The following is a 17,729-nucleotide window of genomic DNA, read 5'->3' as shown; positions in this document are numbered from 1 at the left end:
GAATTGAGAATCTGTCTGGTTTTAGAAGGCTGTTATCCGTATGTACATGGTGGAGTTTCTACATGGATGCATCAGTATATCACTGTTATGAAAGAGCATCAGTTTGTACTGTGGGTGATAGGAGCACATGCATGTGACCGTGGAAAATTTGTCTATGAACTGCCGGATAATGTGGTGGAAGTCCATGAGGTATTTCTGGATGATGCATTAAAACTGAAGGAACATGGAAATCAAAAAGGACAGCTGCACAGAATTAATCGTTTTTCGGAAGAAGAAACAAAGAGTCTAAGAGAATTGATGGAATGCAGTCATCCTGACTGGGAAGTATTGTTTCATTTATATCACGACCGGAAAATGAATCCGATGTCATTTCTGAAAAGTGAGCAGTTTTTAAATATATTAACAGAGAGCTGTCTGGAAAAATATCCGTATATTGCATTTGCGGACGCGTTTCATACAATGCGTTCCATGCTGCTTCCGGTTTTATATCTTTTGGGTTCTGAGGTTCCTCAGGCAGATACCTATCATGCCATTTCAACAGGATACGGGGGACTTCTTGCCTGCCTTGGAGGATATGTTTACAGAAGACCGGTATTACTTACAGAGCATGGGATATACACAAGAGAAAGGGAGGAAGAGATCATCAGGGCAAAATGGGTAATCCCATCATTTAAAAAACAGTGGATTTCTTTCTTTTATATGTTATCAGAAGCAATTTATAAAAGGGCTTTTCGGGTAACCAGTTTATTTACGAATGCGATGCTTACGCAAATACAGATTGGCTGTGATGCAGAGAAATGCAGAGTAATCGAAAATGGTATTAATTATGACAGGTTGTCACAGATCCCTCTGAAAGAGGAAGATGGATGGGTGGACATAGGTGCGGTAGTCCGTCTCGCACCCATTAAAGATATAAAGACTATGATATATGCATTTTATGAACTTTCATGCAGGATGGAGAATGTGAGACTTCATATTCTGGGAGGGGTAGATGACGAGGAATATGCAGATGAGTGTTATGCACTGGTGAAACAGCTGGATATCAAAAATCTTGTTTTTACAGGAAGGGTAGATATTGTACAGTATATGAGAAAACTGGATTTTACGATCCTTACCAGTATATCAGAAGGACAGCCATTATCCGTGCTGGAGTCATTTGCAGCCAGACGCCCATGTGTAACCACTGATGTAGGGTGCTGCCGGGAACTTCTGAATGGGAAAGAAGGAGATGATTTTGGATGTGCCGGTTATTGCGTTCCGCCTATGTACAGGGATGGACTTGCTGCCGCTATGGAAAAAATGTGTGAATCCAGGAGAAGGCGGATCAGGATGGGAAAAAGTGGACAGGCAAGAACTAAGGCATATTACAGGCATGAGCGCATGATCAGTGAATACAGAAAACTTTACAGGGAGGTGGAGGAAGTATATGGCAGGGATTGGATTTGAACTCAAAAAACTGTTCAGCAGAAGAGGGCTGTTTGCTTCTTTCCGCGCCTATGGATATGCAGGGATTATCTGTACCGGTCCCATGTTGCTGGGGATCGTCCTTCTGCTGGGTGTTATGTTTTTGTGTGACAGGACAGGTGCTTCGAAACAGAGCAGAGAATTACTGGTCTGCATGATCACATATACACTTCTTGCATCATTGACGGTAACCAGTTTCTTGTCAATGGTAGTAACAAGATTTATTGCAGATATGCTTTATGAAGAAAAAAATGAGGCAGTTCTGTCATCTTTCTGGGGTTCGACAGGCTTAATGCTCATTGCAGGAGGAATTTTATATGGGATTTTTCTGATATTTTCCGGAGTTGGGCTTATAGATAAGTTTTTATGTTTTGAGTTGTTTGGAGAACTGATCGTTACATGGAATGCGATGAGTTATCTTACTGCAATTAAAGATTACAGAGGAATTATGTTGTCCTTTCTTGCTGCGATCGCTGTTACTTTTCTTTCGGGAGCTTTATTGCTGTTTCTGGGAATTTCTCATGTGGAAGCATTGATGGCTGCGGTATGCATTGGATATGGGATCATGCTTTTATGGGATGTTGTTTTACTGTATGAGTATTTTCCACAAAGCGATATCAGTGCATTCTTATTTTTAAGGTGGGCAGATGAGTTTCTGCCACTGGCATTTACAGGATTCTGCATTAATATCGGGTTGTTTGCCCACCTTGTGATTATGTGGGCCGGACCGCTGGGGAAACAGGTAAAAGGGCTTTTTTATGGGGCACCGTCACATGACGTACCGGCATTGATCGCATTTCTGACAATTCTGATTACCACTGTAAATTTTGTGGTTTCTGTAGAAGTTAATTTTTATCCGAAATACAGGAATTATTACAGTTTATTCAATGATGGGGGAACCATTAAGGATATTATGCAGGCCGGTACAGAAATGCTGGATGTACTGAACAGAGAATTGAAATATACCGCTTTGAAGCAGTTACTGACTACTGCATTGGCGATTTCAGTGGGTGAGAGTCTTTTGAAGTACCTTCCTTTGGGATTTAATGATCTGATGTATGGATATTTCCGGACACTTTGTGTTGGTTACGGCATTTATGCAGTTGCAAATACGATGCTTCTGCTTCTTTTATATTTTACAGATTACAGGGGAGCATTGGCTGCTTCTGTAATTTTTGCCGTGGGAACTTCTGTGTTTACTGTGATTTCACTGTTTTGTCCGCAGGTATATTATGGCTTTGGGTTTCTTGCAGGATGTGTACTGTTTTATTTTATTGCTATGATCCGTCTGGAATGTTATACCAGACGTCTGCCATATTATATTCTCAGCATACAGCCGGTGGTAGCAGAAGACAAATCGGGGGTATTTACCAGAATCGGATGTTTTATGGATGAGAAACTGGAAAGGAGAACGAGCGTTGACAGGAATTAAAAAAATAAATCTGATAAGTGCAGTATTAGTCAGTCTTTCTCTCTGTGGAGGCTGCACTCTGGAAAAAGCGGGAAACTCTTCACAGGATCAGACAGTACAGGAAGATAACAAAACAGAACAGGTAAAGGCGGAAAAAGCGGAGAAAGAAGAAATCAATGAGATTCATTTAAGAGATAAGGATTCTTTGTATGAAAATGATGATGATACCAGTGTTGTTACCATGTATCTTACTGTATCTAAGGGAAATTCATCGGAAAATACATATCATACATGGAAGGAAATCAACAGCTATTCTGTTTATGATTACGAAGATATGGGAGTGGAGAGATATCAGGTGGCAGGACTTTTGCAGGTGGGAGATGAGAATGGACCGACAGAAGGGGAAGTCGGATATGGAGAACGCGTGCCTAATGCAACTGTTCAGATCAGAGGCCAGTCATCCAGCAAGAATGCACAAAAAAATTATAAAATTGAGTTAAAAAAGAATAAAGGAACGTGGAGGGGACAGAGAACCATTAACCTGAATAAACATATGACAGAAGGAATGCGCTTTCGAAATAAGCTGGCATATGATCTGATCAGGGGAATCCCTCAGATGGTTGGTTTACGTACACAGTTTGTGCATTTGTATGTAAAAGATAATACAGAAGAATCAGGTGGAAAATTTGAGGATTATGGAATTTATACACAGGTTGAACAATTGAATAAGACGGCATTAAAGAGTCATGGACTGGATTCAAACGGACAATTGTATAAGATTAATTCTTTCGAATTTTATCGTTACGAAGATATTATAAAAAAAGAAGATGATGCAGGATATGATAAAACAGCCTTTGAAAAAATGCTGGAAATAAAAGGGGATTCAGATCATGAAAAACTGATCGATATGCTGACAGATCTGAATGATTACTCTATAGGGATTGAAGATGTACTGAAAGAACATTTTGATGAAGAAAATATTGTTTACTGGATGGCATTTCAGATTCTGATGGGAAACGTAGACACACAGAACAGAAATGTTTATTTATACAGTCCTCTGAATTCAGATATCTGGTACTTTATTGCCTGGGATAACGATGGCTGTCTGATGAGACCGGAATATGAATTAAGGAATTTTTCGGATCAGAACAGCTGGGAAAAGGGAATCAGCAATTACTGGGGAAATATTCTGTTTCAAAGGTGTCTGAAGTCACGGTCTTTCCGGGAAAAATTAAATGATGCCATTCTGGATCTGAGGGAATATCTGAACAAAGATATGCTCACATCAAAGATAGAGAGCTATAAGAACGTACTGAAGCCCTATTTATATTCGATGCCTGATGCAGAGTATGAACCGCTTACATCTGAACAATACGATCAGATTGCAGCATCACTTCCTGATGAGATAGAGAAGAACTATCAGTTATATCTGGAAAGCCTGGAAATACCAATGCCATTTTATATAGGTGTTCCGACAACAGACGGTGATAAGCTGAAATTTAACTGGGATGTATCTTATGATCTGGACGCAGAAGACATTACGTATTCTGTGGAGGTTGCAAGAGATTATCTATTCCGGGATGTGATCTATCAGAACACAACACTGACTGTTCCAGAAGCTGAGATGGACCTTCCGGAAGCAGGACAGTACTTTGTGAGAGTAAGAGCAACAAATACATCTGGAAAAACGCAGGATGCATTTGATTATTATGTAACAGATGAAGGAAAACATTATGGTATGAAGTGTTTCTACATAACAGAAGATAATACGGTAGAGGAAGACGATTATGAGGAAGGCTGACAGGAAGAAAGAACGTTTTCGTAATGAATGGAAATACCTTATCAGTACCAGTGAGAAAGAAATCCTTAATCTTCGGATGAAGCCTCTTATGAAGCTGGATCCTCATGCAGAAAATGGAGGATATCTGATACGGAGCCTGTATTTTGATGATTACTGGAACAGTGCATATGAAGAAAAGGAAAGCGGCGTTCTTATGAGGAAGAAATACAGGATACGAATTTATAATTATAGTGCTGAAAGTATCAAGCTGGAAAGAAAAAAGAAGTTCGGCAGTTATATTTATAAAGAAGATGCCCCTCTGACAAAAGATGAGGTGCAAAAAATTCTTTCCGGCGAGTATGAATTTCTTCTGAAAAGTCCGTATAGTCTTTGCAGGGAATTTTACATAGAATGTATGAGTAATATGATGCGTCCGAGAACAATCGTAGATTATGAGAGAGAACCATGGATCATGGATGAAGGAACGGTCAGGATCACATTTGATACAGATGTCAGAGCTGCTGTTGGAAGCTATGATATTTTCGACAGTACGCTTCCGGCTTTATCTGTACTGGAACCGGGAAAACTGATCATGGAAGTGAAATTTACAGAGATGCTGCCTCAGATTCTGAGAAATCTTCTGCCGCCGCAGGCAGCAGAATTTACAGCAGTTTCCAAATATGTACTGTGTTATGAAAAAACGCGGTACATGAATGGATTTGAGTATTGGTATGATACACAGGGGAGGATGATAAGATGAGTGTACAGGATATGATAAAAAAATCTGTACTGGAATCAGGAATGTTCAGTCAGTATGATATACCTAAGATATTGGCTGCTCTGGCAGTGGCTTTGATTTTGGGAAGTGTGATTTATCTGGTTTATCAGAAATTTTATGTTGGAGTTATTTTTTCCAGAAGTTTTGCAGTTACACTTGTGGGAATGACAGTGCTCACCTGTATGGTAACACTTGCGATCAGCAGTAATATTGTGATTTCTCTTGGTATGGTTGGTGCATTGTCTATTGTACGTTTTCGTACAGCAATTAAAGATCCGATGGATCTTCTGTATCTGTTCTGGGCAATCACATCGGGGATTACAGCCGGTGCAGGTATGTATGCATTAACTCTGTTGACAGCTGTGATTATCATTTTGATGATCACTCTGTTTTATCACAAACAACAAAATGGCAGAATTTATATTGCAGTGATTCATTATCAGGGAACTCAGGCGGGAGATGAAATTATCCGCTGTTTTGGAAAAAGAAAATATTTCGTAAAATCAAAAACTATGCGCAATGAAAAAACAGAAATGGCAGTGGAAATATATTGCAGACAGAATGATATGGAGTTTATGGAAAAAATCCGGGATATCGGTGGAGTGGAAGATGTTACATTGATTCAGTATAATGGAGAATATCATGGCTAAAAGTCAGAAACGATATCTGGTTCTGTTGGGTTTTGGACTTTTAGTTATTATAGCAGCAGGAGTATGGATGGTATTTGGAAGAAAAACTCAGATATATGAAAAAACAGAAGAAATTTTTGGAAATCCATTAATGGGATATGCACCTTGTGCCTGGGAAGAAACAATAGGAGAGGATATATCTTTACTGTATATGGATATTACCTGGGCTGAACTGGAACCGGAGGAAGGAAAATATGACTGGGAGAAAATCGAAAGAGAAAATCAGACTGACAGATGGAGAGAAGAAGGGAAACACCTGGTACTGAGGTTTGTGTGTGATATTCCCGGGGAGGAAAAGCATATGGACATTCCACAATGGCTATATGACAAAACTGATCATGCGGGAACCTGGTATGATATGGAGTATGGAAAGGGATATGCTCCTGATTATAATAATGAACAGATGATACAATATCACAAAAGGGCAGTTAATGCACTTGGAGAGCATTTTGGCAGAGATGGACTGGTCAGTTATATCGAACTTGGAAGTCTGGGGCACTGGGGAGAATGGCATGTAAATATTTCCGCAGGAATACAGAGTCTGCCAGAAGAATCTGTAAGAGAACGTTATATGATTCCATGGACAGAGGCCTTCCCTGATTCCATGATACTGATGAGAAGACCTTTTAGTGAGGGAGAACATTATGGAACAGGTCTCTACAACGATATGACCGGACAGCCAGAGAGCACAGAGGAATGGTTTCGCTGGATCAATGAAGGCGGTGAGTTTGACCAGACTCATGAGAAAAAAGGGTTATCCGCAATGAAAGATTTCTGGAAAAAGTTTCCTTCCGGAGGTGAGTTTACAAGTTCAATTACAATGAAAGAGTTGCTTGACACAAATCTGGATCAGACAATAAATCTGATAAAGAAAGCACATACTACTTTTCTTGGACCGAAAGTAGCGGATAAAACTTATGAAAACGGTTATAGGAAAGTTTTAGGAAGCATGGGATATCGTTTGTGGATTTCGCAAGCAAGCCTTATTCAGATGCCGGGGTATGTCAGCCTGAATCTTAAATGGAAGAATGATGGAGTTGCACCATTTTATGAAGACTGGCCTGTATGGGTTCTGGTAGAAGATGAGGATGGAAATAGTGTTGAAAAAGAAGCGGTTGACATTTCGTTAAAATCACTTCTGCCGGAAGAAACTTTACAGACAAAAACAAGAATGCAGGTAAAAAAGCTGATTTCACTGGCCGGAAAGAAATATAAGATCAGTATAGGTATTGAAGATCCGATGACTGGGAAATTAGTTGTTCAATTTTCAATGAAGGGAACTTATAACGAAGGGAAAAATTATCTTTTTCAGTAAACTGAAAGAGTTACGGACCAGACCATGCAGAATGAGAAAGAGGCTATCGCGCAGAAAAAAATTCAGTGTGATAGCCTTTTTGAATCATGCTCAGTCTTCATGAAACAGGATTTGTGTAAAGAATCTTACATCTGAATCATCTGCCCAGCAGACCATACCGACTGCATCAGCCATTTTCTGTGCATCTACACTGTAGGCGGACATACAGGAACAGTTTTTATACGGTCCTGCGCTCATGATCAGGATATCTTTTTTTCCTGCTTCCTGCATCTGTCTGGCAAGCTGTTCTGTAAGGATATTCTGTGCATGCTTTGCCTGCTTGAAAAGAACCGGATCCATGATCGGATCCTTCAGAACAGTCTGGAGAACCAGTGCTTTTTCATATTTCAATGCTTTTGCCTGCATTTCTTCTACAGTACCGCAGGCAGGCGGACATGCAGGAACTAGATTATAATTTCCACAGAGATTATCCTGGCAGAACTGTCTGTATTCCGGTACAAATACCAGGTCCTTTGTATCCATGATCGCTGCATCTGCAAAACCCATGGAAAGTGCTTCTTTTATGAAATCCATAAGAATGTCTCCCTTCTTAAGCTGGAATGTTTGGTTTTGGATATTTCAAAATGAATTATAACATTTTGAGATAAATAAAAACAGAGAGATCAAAACAAAAAAAGGAATATATTGTAAAGAAAAAATAAATCGGCAAAATCATAGATTCTTCATAGACATTTTTGGGTCAGAAGTTTATAATATTGCATCATATAGGCACTATTAGATAAGTGAAAGGGAAAGCTATCAAGTATGAAGTATATTAAAATAAATGAAAATGGGATTCATATTGTTTTTGGAATTACAGACAGGAATCAGATTAAGCTGCTTCATTTTTCAAAGGCGGATTTTTGTGAAGAGGATATCTGTAAATTTGGACCGGAATGTAAAGCAGAGGATCTGGCAAGGCGTGATCAGCTGATCGATGAGGCTTTTCAGCTTGTACAGGTGAATCTGGCAGGCTATGACAGGCCCTATGAAAAACATGGAAACAAACATATCTGCACTGCGCCGGGATATTTATTGACATATGCAGGCATGGATGACTGTGTCAATGAGATTGGACGTAAAATCACTGTTTACCAGGAGGACAGGACAGTGACTCACGTTCGCCTGGAAACAGAAATGCAGTTTTACAAAGGGACTTCTGTAGTCCGTATGAAGAACAGAATCATAAATGAAGGTGAGGACACACAGTGCCTGGAATATCTTTCCTCTTTTTGTTATACAGGAATTGAAAAAGAAGGCAAAAGCAATTCAGATGCCAAAATGAGAGTACGCATTCCTTATAATGGATGGCAGAAGGAAATGAGCATCAGGGAATTTACATTTGGGGATGTGGGACTGGCACAGACACAGCCGGGAGTGTATCAGCGTACCTCTCAGATTCTGGAGGTGACTAATACCGGACACTGGTCTACAAAGAAGTACCTGCCATTAGGCTATGTAGAGAATAAAGAAGCTCATACCAGCTTATTTTGGCAGATTGAACATAATGGTTCCTGGCATTATGAAATCAGTGATCAGAATACCCATTCCTATGTATGTGTCAGCGGACCTACGGAGATACAGTCCCACTGGTTCAAAAACCTTGCACCCGGTGAAGCCTTTGAGTCTGTGCCGGTTGCTGTGGGTGTGGCAGATGACAGCTTTGAACAGGCAATGGGAGAGCTGACCAGATATCGCCGTATGATCCGCAGACCGAATAAGGATGATGAGGATTTACCGGTAATCTTTAACGATTACATGAATTGTCTGTTTGGAGATCCTACCACTGCAAAGGAGCTTCCGCTTATTGATGCAGCTGCAGCATGTGGCTGTGAATACTATGTGATCGATGCCGGATGGTATGCACCGGGAGAATGGTGGGACAGTGTCGGTGAATGGAAGGAATGCAGGGACCGTTTTCCAAATGGCATCAAAGAAGTGACAGATTACATCCGTAAAAAAGGAATGGTTCCCGGTGTCTGGCTGGAACTGGAGGTTATGGGAATTAACTGTGAGAAGGCAAAAAAAGTACCGGATGACTGGTTTTTTGTGCGCCATGGAAAGAGAGTCTATGACCGCAGCAGATATCAGCTGGACTTTAGAAACCCGGCAGTCATAGAGTATGTGAATGAAGTCATAGACCGTGTAGTGAAGGAATATGGTGTAGGGTATATTAAAATGGACTACAATATAGAGCCTGGAATTGGTACAGAGATTGGTGCAGAAAGCGTGGGACAGGGCCTCCTGGAGCATGAAAAAGCATATCTTAACTGGCTGGATGGTGTATTTGCACGCTACCCGGATCTGGTAATTGAAAACTGCTCCAGTGGAGGACTTCGCATGGATTATGCACTGCTTTCCAGATACAGTATCCAGTCTACCTCTGACCAGGAGGATTACTGCAATTTTGCTACCATAGCAGCAAATTCTCCGGCTGGAGTGACTCCGGAGCAGGCTGCGATCTGGTCCTATCCGATGCGTCAGGGAGACAAAGAAGAGGTTATTTATAATATGGTCAATGCCATGCTGTTCCGTATCCATCAGAGCGGTCATCTGGCAGAGCTTTCCCAGGAACGTCTTGCACTGGTAAAAGAAGGAATTGACTGCTATAAGACCATTTGCCAGGATATCAGGCAGGCACTGCCTTTCTGGCCTCTGGATATTGCAGATAATGAAGATCTGTGGGTATGCGGTGGACTGCAGCTGGAAAATAAAGCCTATCTTGCAGTATGGAAACGTCAGATGGAAGGGAAAAATAATGACAGATATCAGAATGCCGGTATCAGCTGTACAGAGGACAGCTTATCCATTCCGTTGGGAAGTCTTCCCTTTGCAGGGAAAGGCTTAAAGGTATCCTGCTTATATCCGGAAAAGGAGCCTGTTTCCTTTGAGCTTGACAAAGATATACTGACTGTTCATTATGACAAACCTGTTATGGCAAGACTTTTTGAAATCAGTTTCTAGAGATCAAATGCCTGTTGGGATGGATGATCGTTCTTGAAATCTAAGATCAGAAGGAAAGTATATTAATATGAATTCTATTATATTACAAACAGAAAATCTGGAGAAATCTTTCAGCACAGAATATGGAATGCATCGGGTTCTGAAAGGAATCAGTGTTGATTTTTTTCAGGGGGATTTTACAGCCATTATGGGAGAAAGTGGATCTGGAAAATCGACGTTGTTATATGCTTTATCTGGAATGGATACACCAACAGATGGGAGGGTTCTTTCGGCCGGAAAGAATCTTGTAAATATGAATGTAAATCAACTTGCAGAATACAGAAAAAGACATTGCGGATTTGTTTTTCAGAATAATTGTCTGATTCCGAGTATGAATGTAATGGATAATATATTGATTAGTGGTCTGTTGGGCAGCAACAAGAAAAAAGAGGTAATTCATGCGGCAGAAAGATTATTAAATCAGGTAGGAATTGCTCCGGATGCACGTACAAAATATCCTTCTCAGATTTCAGGAGGTATGGCTCAGAGGGTAGGAATTGTGCGTGCACTGATCAACTCACCGGAATTGCTGTTCGCGGATGAACCTACGGGTGCATTGGACTCCCAGTCTTCTAAAGAAGTGCTGGATATTTTTACATCTTTTAACAGAGCAGGCCAGAGTATTATTATGGTTACACATGATATAAAGACAGCCATTCGTGCTAATCGTATTTTGTATCTAAAAGACGGGAATATTGTGGGGGAATTTCGTTTAGAGCCATATGGTATGGATGATTTTGGAAGAATTAATAAAGTAAATGAATTCCTGGAAGCAATGAGGTGGTAAAACACATGAATAAACGAATCAAGATTCTGAAAGCATTTTTTAAAAATATAAAAAGTCAAATTGCGTTTATTGTATTATGTGTTTTTTTAATTTCAGTTTTGATGAATTTATTCTTGATTTTATTGACTGATTATCGGGAAAATTTTGTAAGGCAGCATCGTGCATTACATGCAGAACATATTTCTTTTGTTGGGCAGAATGCAGATTTTGATTTGCTGGAGCGTGAAACAAGTAGGATTTTATCGAAAAAATCAGAGCTGACAGAAATAGAAATCAATAAAGTTTATTATGCATGGTGTAATTTTGATTATGATGGGCAAACGTTAGAGTCACATTTATGTTATATGCCAGAAGGTGAAGGGACAGAAAAGAAAATTGGAAAAATAGAAATTCTTTCCAGAGAAGATGGAAAAGATGGGGTTATTCTGCCTTATATTTTTGAAATAGGTGGAGGCTATAAAATTGGAGACTTGTTTACAGTGTCTGATGGCAGTCACGATCTTTCATTGCCTGTTGTGGGATTTTTTTCGAATGCTATGTCCGCAACGCAAAATTGTGGATATATGGTAATTTTATTTTCAAAAGGGATGGAAACTGAGGTAAGCAATTATTTTGAAAAAGAAAGCCTGCTGTGTAGTATTCGTCTTAAAAGTCCAGGTGACAATCGGAAAATGGAAATGACTGTTTCGGATGAGATAACTAATGGAATACCGGGAACAACAGTTGCAGTTACCAATAAGTACGATGCTGTTTTTGGTGGGCGGTATGTTATGGAAACAATAAGTATGGCGATCATAGGTGGAATGGTTGTACTGTTGATCGTTCTGACTGTATTTATTGTTTCATCTAATATAGCTTTGTATATTTCGGATCATAAATCAATGTTTGGAATTCTGGAAGCAATTGGATATACCAGCCATGACATGATTCTTTCTGTTGTTCCTGCAGCCATACTATTGGTATTTTTTGTGACTGTTTTGGGAATTGCCGCATCGTATTTGTTTTTTCCGCTTTTCAATCATATTTTGGAAACTCAGACAGGTATGCCTTATCGGGAACATTTTATTTTACTTCCAGCGTTAATTACTATTGGTACGTTGCTTTTCAGTGTTTCATTTTCGGTATTTCTGTCCATGCAGAAACTTCATAAAATTACACCCCTTGATGCAATTCGTTCGGCAAAAGCGTCTTCTCACTCGACACAAAATAAGATTACAGTCAGAAATCTGAGATTGCCCTTAAATCTCGCAATTCCGGTACAGTCAATGTGTGCGAACAGGAGTCAGAATATATTAATTTTTGTGGCTGTGTTTTTGTCGGTGTTTTTATGTACATTTGGTGCATCACTTTTGCAGAATATTCTGATAAATGATGTTACAATTGCCAGCTTTGTCCTGGGAGAATTTGCGGATTCCTCTATTGTTATTTCTGATCGGGACTGTGTAGAGATTTGCAGCAATCTTGATAGAAATCCGGAAGTGAAAAATTATGTCGGTTATCAGGTGATTCAGGCTGGCAGTGAGGAAGGAGAATATCTTTCGGCAGTTGTGATAGAGGATGCAGAACGGCTCACCAATACCGCCTACTGTTATCTTGGTAAAATGCCATCTTCTATAGGAGAAGCTGCAATTGGCGGGAAGTTTGCAAAAGAAAATGGAATAGAGATAGGGGATACTGTTTCCGTAAGCATAGCAGGAAAGCAGGCAAAACTTAAAGTTTGTGGTTTTCTTCAAAGTGCCATGTATCTTGGATATGATATTGCTCTTACCAAAGAGTGTTGTGAACAAATTATCCCGTTACAGACATATCGATATTATATTTATTTAGATAAGGATACAGATGTGGCGCATTTTAATAAAGAACTTGCCAGAGATAATCCAATTCTGTTTTTGTCTGATATGCGATCTAATCTTGAAGGGCTTAAGCAAATTTATTTTTCAGGAATAAAATGGCTCTGTGGAATGATGATTACCATTAGCCTGGTGATGGTTTTTCTTATTTTGTATATTTTAATCCAGAATCTGCTGGAACGTAAAAAAGATGATTATGGTATTATGAAAGCGCTTGGATATTCTTCGAAAACTTTGATGCTTCATACTGTATTGACTTATTTGCCGGGAATTATAATTGCCACTGTGATTGGCAGTGTTATTTCAGGTCTGACTTTTAATTTAATTATGAGTTGTCTGTTAATGGGGATTGGTATTCAGAAATGTAATTTTGAAATCCCCTGGCTTTTAATTGCCGGCATAGGATTAGCTGTTGTGATTTTTTGTTGTATTTTTACAATGATTGTTTCAGGAAAAATAAAAAGAATTGAAGTCAGGGATTTGCTTTCAAATTAGTGTGGGAATAAGTATTGGAGGTAAGCAGATGGATGTAGGTATTATATTATTTGTAATTCGCATTACGGCAATGGTATTGACCTCTATGGTTACATTATATGCTCTATGGCTGGGAGCTATTGCAATATTCGGGAATTTGATTCCGGAAAAAAGCTATCCGCATGCCAGACCACATACTTTTGCAGTTATTATTCCGGCAAGAAATGAGGAAAAGGTCATTGTACAGTTAATTGATAGCCTGAACAAACAGAAATATCCACAGGAATGCTATAAAATATTTGTAGTTGCTCATAACTGTACAGATAAAACGGCAGAAATGGCAGAAAATGCGGGGGCAGAAGTAATCATTCGAAATGCAGATGGGGAGTTTAAGATTCATGCGTTATCCTATGGCCTTGATATAGTGGAAGAACGTTATGGAGATGCGTTTGAATATGTTGCGGTATTTGATGCAGATGCACTTGTGGATGAAAATTTTCTGGCAGAGATAAATGATGTGCTGGATGGTACACAAGCTGATTGCGCTTCCGGATATTATGCATCAAAAAATTTTGATACGAATATAATTTCCCAGTTGTCAGGGATGTTGTACCATGTGCTTATGTGCTGTAATTCTATGGCCGATAACCGGCTGAATTTGCCGGTAAATGTTTATGGAAGTGGGTATGCATTCAAATTCCCATGGCGGCGTTTATTTCATCAGATTGATACAATTGTGGATGATTTTGAATTTTCATGTCTTATGGTTTTGAATCGGGCAAAACTGGTTGCTGCACCGAAAGCTGTGATTTATGCGGAAATGCCTGAAAAAATGCAAGATGCGTTGATCCAGCGACAACGATGGGCGTTTGGTGATACCCAGTGTTATCGAAAGTACAGACAGGATTTTCGTAAGGCAATTGTTACACAGGGAATGTCTGGACTGAAACAGTATATGGATCTGGTGATGAATCCGGTTGTTCTTCTGACAGCATTTGGATTGGTTTTATGGATACTGGATGCCATATTACATGGTATCCGGATGAGACAGGTGATCTATGGTGCCATTGCACTTATCATTACATATCTGGTATTTGAATTAATGGCACTATTTTTATTAAAAAAAGAATCGTTACAGATCAGGCCTGGTGTGAAAGCAATGCTGCTGTTTCCGTTTTGGGTGTTATTATCCGGCTGGGAGGCAATAGTGTCAGTACTTAAGCATGATATAGAATGGAAACCGACCAAAAGAAACAGCAGTAAAAAGATTGAGGACATGAAAGGAGCTGAGTAAAGTTGGCAGAGATTTCACTTGAAATAAAAGAAATAAAAAAGAGCTTTACAGAAGAGGAAGCCGTTCTGGACAATATCAGTCTCAAAATTAGCAAGGGTGAGTTTATTACACTGCTGGGATCATCTGGATGCGGCAAAACCACTACACTTCGGATCATTGCCGGTCTGGAACAGCCCGATGCAGGAAGTGTCTGGCTGGACGGCAGAGAAGTGACAGGCTTGGAGCCGAACCAGAGGAATGTGAATACGGTATTTCAGAATTATGCGCTCTTTCCGCATATGAATGTTGAGGAGAATATTGGCTATGGCCTGAAACTGAAAAAAGTTCCAAAGAGTGAGATCAGGAAAAAAGTTTCTCAAATGCTGGAACTGGTACAGCTTGAAGGATATGAAAAAAGAAAGCCTTCCGAACTCTCGGGTGGTCAGAAACAGAGAGTTGCCATTGCAAGAGCACTGGTGAATAATCCTGAAGTACTGCTTCTGGATGAGCCGCTGGGAGCGCTGGATCTGCAGCTTCGCCGCGCGATGCAGATAGAACTGAAGCATCTGCAGAAGAAGCTGGGAATTACATTTATCTATATCACTCATGATCAGGAAGAAGCTATCAATATGTCTGACAGAATCGCGGTGATGAAGGACGGACGTATAGAGCAGATCGGAACACCGGATGAGATCTATAATCATCCAAAGACCAGTTATGTAGCAACATTTGTAGGAAATGCCAATATCCTGCATGGGGCTGCAGAGAGTATTCAGGGAGAGAACGCCATTGTAAAAATCGGAAATGACAGGGTAATTGTAAAGCTTGAAACAAGTCAGCAGGATACAGGGGGAAAACAACACCTTGCAGCAGGAGAGAAAGTAACTCTGGCTGTGAGAAGTGAAAATATATTGTTACAGGAAGCTGCTGTAATCGGTGATACCGGTACAGATTACAGAGACGCTGTTGATATAAGTGTGGCAGACGGAAGTCTGGATGCACATAATAAGAATAGTGTATCAGGTTTACAGGCGACTGTTACAGAGAAGAATTTCGCAGGAGGTCAGCTTCGTGTAACTCTGAAGCTGAGTGATGGTACACAGTTGATCGCCAGCAGATACGGAATCGACGCATCCGTCGCAGAAGGCCAGACAGTAAGATGCAGTTTTCTGCCGACAGATGCAGTACTGGTAGACAGGGAGGATATTCATGAAGAAGCGTAGAAACCGTTCTGACAGTTCTGCATGGATGGAACTTCCACTGTATATTTTTACCATTGTGTTTGTGGTATGCCCCCTTATCTATATGGTGGCGCTTAGTTTTGCTACGCCCTCCAGAGGATTTGGGGTGACCTGGAAATTTACGCTGGACAATTACAGAAATATTCTGGAACCTGTATACCTGAATACATTTGTGGAATCACTGAAGCTGGCATTTACCAGTACGATCGTGATCGCTTTGATCGGCTATCCGTTCGGGTATTTCATGGCGAGGCTGCCGGAGCACAGAAAGAAAAAGGCACAGCTACTGTTGTCTACGCCGTTCTGGGTAAATTCCCTGATCCGTCTGTATGGCTGGATCATTATTCTGCAGAAAAAAGGACTTTTGAACTTTGTATTGATGAAACTTGGGATCATTGAGAAACCTCTGTCTATCCTGTACAGCTACCCGGCAATTGTAATCGGTATGATTTATGTACTTCTCCCGTTTATGATCATGTCTGTATACTCCAGCGCAGAGAAGCTGGACTGGTCTTATGTGGAGGCTGCCAGAGATCTTGGGGCATCCAGACTGCAGGCATTTTTTACCATAACACTGAAACTTACACTGCCCGGGCTGCTTTCGGGTGTGATTCTGACTTTCGTGCCATCCATGGGACTGTTTTTTATTGCAGATATCCTGGGCGGAAATAAAGTGGTACTTGTGGGAAGTCTGATCCAGGATCAGATGACAAGAGGAAGTAACTGGCCCTTTGCAGCAGCACTTGCTGTGGTGATGATGGTACTTACAACTATACTGATCATGATCTACAGGAAAGTGACAAATGCCAGAGAACTGGAGGGAATCGGATGAAAAAGAATTCAAGATTTGCCGGATTTTATATGGGGCTGATTTTCTTTCTGATGTATCTCCCTATCGCGGTAGTGATCGTTTTCTCCTTTAATGAATCCAAACTGCCGGTGAAATTTACGGGCTTTTCCCTGAAATGGTATCAGGAACTGATCCATGACAGGGCAATGCTGGAAGCGTTGGTGAACAGTCTGATCCTTGGGGTATTAAGCTGTCTGGTTAGTGCAGTGATCGGTACTCTGGGTGCAGTTGGGTTATCAAGGATTCACTGGAAGTCAAAAGGGGCGCTGGAATACATTTCCATATTGCCGTTAATGATACCGGAGATCATCCTTGGTATGGTGCTGATGGCGTTCTTTTATATGCTGAACCTGCCCTTTGGCATGCTGACACTGTTAATAGGTCATACGGTATTCTGTGTGCCTTATATTCTGATGGAAGTGAAGGCAAGACTGGCAGGCATGGATCCGGCACTGGAAGAGGCAGCCAGAGATCTGGGTGCAGGACCTTTTCGGGCTTTCCGGGATATTACGCTGCCCTTAATTATGCCGGCGGTAATTTCAGGTTCGCTGCTTGCGTTTGCCATGTCTATGGATGATGTGGTAATAAGTATCTTTGTAAACGGACCCCGTCTGTCTACGCTGCCGATCAAGGTGTACACACAGCTGAAAACAGGGGTGACGCCGGAGATCAATGCGTTATGTACCATTCTGCTGGCAGCTACACTGGTTATTTTTATTGTTTATTCACTGATAACAAAGAAGAAAAAATAAATGATATAGCTTTTAGGAACATT

Annotated in this window: 14 protein-coding genes; 13 read left to right on the top strand and 1 reads right to left on the bottom strand. The window is 40.5% G+C overall.

Translation table 11 applies throughout. From position 1 onward, the window contains the following. Positions 1-3: 3 nt before the first annotated feature. The 6 genes from pelF to ACTNDS_RS05725 are packed head-to-tail and all read left to right on the top strand — an operon-like array spanning position 4 to position 7,437. On the top strand, positions 4-1,446 hold the full coding sequence (pelF, locus tag ACTNDS_RS05750) for a GT4 family glycosyltransferase PelF (RefSeq protein ID WP_441034341.1): 1,443 nt from the start codon (positions 4-6) through the stop codon (positions 1,444-1,446). Further along, on the top strand, positions 1,427-2,896 hold the full coding sequence (gene pelG / locus ACTNDS_RS05745; protein ID WP_441034339.1) for an exopolysaccharide Pel transporter PelG: 1,470 nt from the start codon (positions 1,427-1,429) through the stop codon (positions 2,894-2,896). The genes pelF and pelG overlap by 20 nt, the downstream gene beginning before the upstream one ends. After that, positions 2,856-4,676, top strand: coding sequence for a CotH kinase family protein (locus tag ACTNDS_RS05740; RefSeq protein ID WP_441034337.1), 1,821 nt, complete (start codon positions 2,856-2,858; stop codon positions 4,674-4,676). The genes pelG and ACTNDS_RS05740 overlap by 41 nt, the downstream gene beginning before the upstream one ends. Further along, positions 4,663-5,415: a polyphosphate polymerase domain-containing protein gene (locus ACTNDS_RS05735; protein WP_441034335.1), complete on the top strand. Its 753-nt coding sequence runs from the start codon at positions 4,663-4,665 to the stop codon at positions 5,413-5,415. The genes ACTNDS_RS05740 and ACTNDS_RS05735 overlap by 14 nt, the downstream gene beginning before the upstream one ends. Then, positions 5,412-6,083: a DUF4956 domain-containing protein gene (locus ACTNDS_RS05730; RefSeq protein ID WP_008707171.1), complete on the top strand. Its 672-nt coding sequence runs from the start codon at positions 5,412-5,414 to the stop codon at positions 6,081-6,083. The genes ACTNDS_RS05735 and ACTNDS_RS05730 overlap by 4 nt, the downstream gene beginning before the upstream one ends. Further along, complete coding sequence (locus ACTNDS_RS05725) at positions 6,076-7,437, top strand: DUF4832 domain-containing protein (RefSeq protein ID WP_441034332.1); 1,362 nt, start codon at positions 6,076-6,078, stop codon at positions 7,435-7,437. Before ACTNDS_RS05730 ends, ACTNDS_RS05725 begins: the two co-directional genes overlap by 8 nt. 90 nt (positions 7,438-7,527) lie before the next feature. On the opposite strand, the gene ACTNDS_RS05720 is transcribed toward ACTNDS_RS05725, so the two are convergent. Continuing rightward, positions 7,528-8,010 (bottom strand): DUF2284 domain-containing protein, encoded by a 483-nt coding sequence (locus ACTNDS_RS05720; protein ID WP_441034330.1) that lies wholly within the window; start codon positions 8,008-8,010, stop codon positions 7,528-7,530. 231 nt (positions 8,011-8,241) lie between these two features. Here ACTNDS_RS05720 and ACTNDS_RS05715 point away from each other — a divergent pair, with 231 nt between their 5' ends. From ACTNDS_RS05715 to ACTNDS_RS05685, 7 genes are all read left to right on the top strand, one after another. Then, on the top strand, positions 8,242-10,440 hold the full coding sequence (locus tag ACTNDS_RS05715; RefSeq protein WP_441034328.1) for a glycoside hydrolase family 36 protein: 2,199 nt from the start codon (positions 8,242-8,244) through the stop codon (positions 10,438-10,440). 67 nt (positions 10,441-10,507) lie between these two features. Then, positions 10,508-11,266, top strand: a complete 759-nt coding sequence (locus ACTNDS_RS05710) for an ABC transporter ATP-binding protein (protein ID WP_441034326.1) — start codon at positions 10,508-10,510, stop codon at positions 11,264-11,266. A 5-nt stretch (positions 11,267-11,271) separates the two neighbouring features. Beyond that, entirely contained in the window at positions 11,272-13,611 is a 2,340-nt protein-coding gene (locus ACTNDS_RS05705; RefSeq protein ID WP_441034324.1) for an FtsX-like permease family protein, read from the top strand. 28 nt (positions 13,612-13,639) lie between these two features. Beyond that, positions 13,640-14,884, top strand: coding sequence for a glycosyltransferase family 2 protein (locus ACTNDS_RS05700; protein ID WP_441034322.1), 1,245 nt, complete (start codon positions 13,640-13,642; stop codon positions 14,882-14,884). A 2-nt stretch (positions 14,885-14,886) separates the two neighbouring features. Beyond that, positions 14,887-16,086 (top strand): ABC transporter ATP-binding protein, encoded by a 1,200-nt coding sequence (locus tag ACTNDS_RS05695; RefSeq protein ID WP_441034320.1) that lies wholly within the window; start codon positions 14,887-14,889, stop codon positions 16,084-16,086. Next, positions 16,073-16,936, top strand: a complete 864-nt coding sequence (locus tag ACTNDS_RS05690) for an ABC transporter permease (protein ID WP_441034318.1) — start codon at positions 16,073-16,075, stop codon at positions 16,934-16,936. Before ACTNDS_RS05695 ends, ACTNDS_RS05690 begins: the two co-directional genes overlap by 14 nt. Next, the gene (locus ACTNDS_RS05685; RefSeq protein ID WP_008703473.1) at positions 16,933-17,706 is read left to right on the top strand and encodes an ABC transporter permease; all 774 of its coding nucleotides are present in this window, start codon (positions 16,933-16,935) and stop codon (positions 17,704-17,706) included. Before ACTNDS_RS05690 ends, ACTNDS_RS05685 begins: the two co-directional genes overlap by 4 nt. Positions 17,707-17,729 lie beyond the last annotated feature (23 nt).

It is taken from the genome of Blautia sp. HCP3S3_C12, from assembly GCF_052064155.1.
In the GTDB taxonomy this organism is placed as follows: domain Bacteria; phylum Bacillota; class Clostridia; order Lachnospirales; family Lachnospiraceae; genus Blautia_A.
The sequence above is the reverse complement of the archived record's forward strand: the minus strand, read 5'-3'. Positions and strand labels throughout refer to the sequence as shown.

What these genes read in the sequence shown, in the direction of transcription:
- pelG (WP_441034339.1), top strand. Translation starts at nt 1,427, where the DNA reads ATGGCAGGGATTGGATTTGAACTCAAAAAACTGTTCAGCAGAAGAGGG.
- ACTNDS_RS05740 (WP_441034337.1), top strand. Translation starts at nt 2,856, where the DNA reads ATGAGAAACTGGAAAGGAGAACGAGCGTTGACAGGAATTAAAAAAATA.
- ACTNDS_RS05735 (WP_441034335.1), top strand. Translation starts at nt 4,663, where the DNA reads ATGAGGAAGGCTGACAGGAAGAAAGAACGTTTTCGTAATGAATGGAAA.
- ACTNDS_RS05730 (WP_008707171.1), top strand. Translation starts at nt 5,412, where the DNA reads ATGAGTGTACAGGATATGATAAAAAAATCTGTACTGGAATCAGGAATG.
- ACTNDS_RS05725 (WP_441034332.1), top strand. Translation starts at nt 6,076, where the DNA reads ATGGCTAAAAGTCAGAAACGATATCTGGTTCTGTTGGGTTTTGGACTT.
- ACTNDS_RS05720 (WP_441034330.1), bottom strand. Translation starts at nt 8,010, where the DNA reads ATGGATTTCATAAAAGAAGCACTTTCCATGGGTTTTGCAGATGCAGCG.
- ACTNDS_RS05715 (WP_441034328.1), top strand. Translation starts at nt 8,242, where the DNA reads ATGAAGTATATTAAAATAAATGAAAATGGGATTCATATTGTTTTTGGA.
- ACTNDS_RS05710 (WP_441034326.1), top strand. Translation starts at nt 10,508, where the DNA reads ATGAATTCTATTATATTACAAACAGAAAATCTGGAGAAATCTTTCAGC.
- ACTNDS_RS05705 (WP_441034324.1), top strand. Translation starts at nt 11,272, where the DNA reads ATGAATAAACGAATCAAGATTCTGAAAGCATTTTTTAAAAATATAAAA.
- ACTNDS_RS05700 (WP_441034322.1), top strand. Translation starts at nt 13,640, where the DNA reads ATGGATGTAGGTATTATATTATTTGTAATTCGCATTACGGCAATGGTA.
- ACTNDS_RS05690 (WP_441034318.1), top strand. Translation starts at nt 16,073, where the DNA reads ATGAAGAAGCGTAGAAACCGTTCTGACAGTTCTGCATGGATGGAACTT.
- ACTNDS_RS05685 (WP_008703473.1), top strand. Translation starts at nt 16,933, where the DNA reads ATGAAAAAGAATTCAAGATTTGCCGGATTTTATATGGGGCTGATTTTC.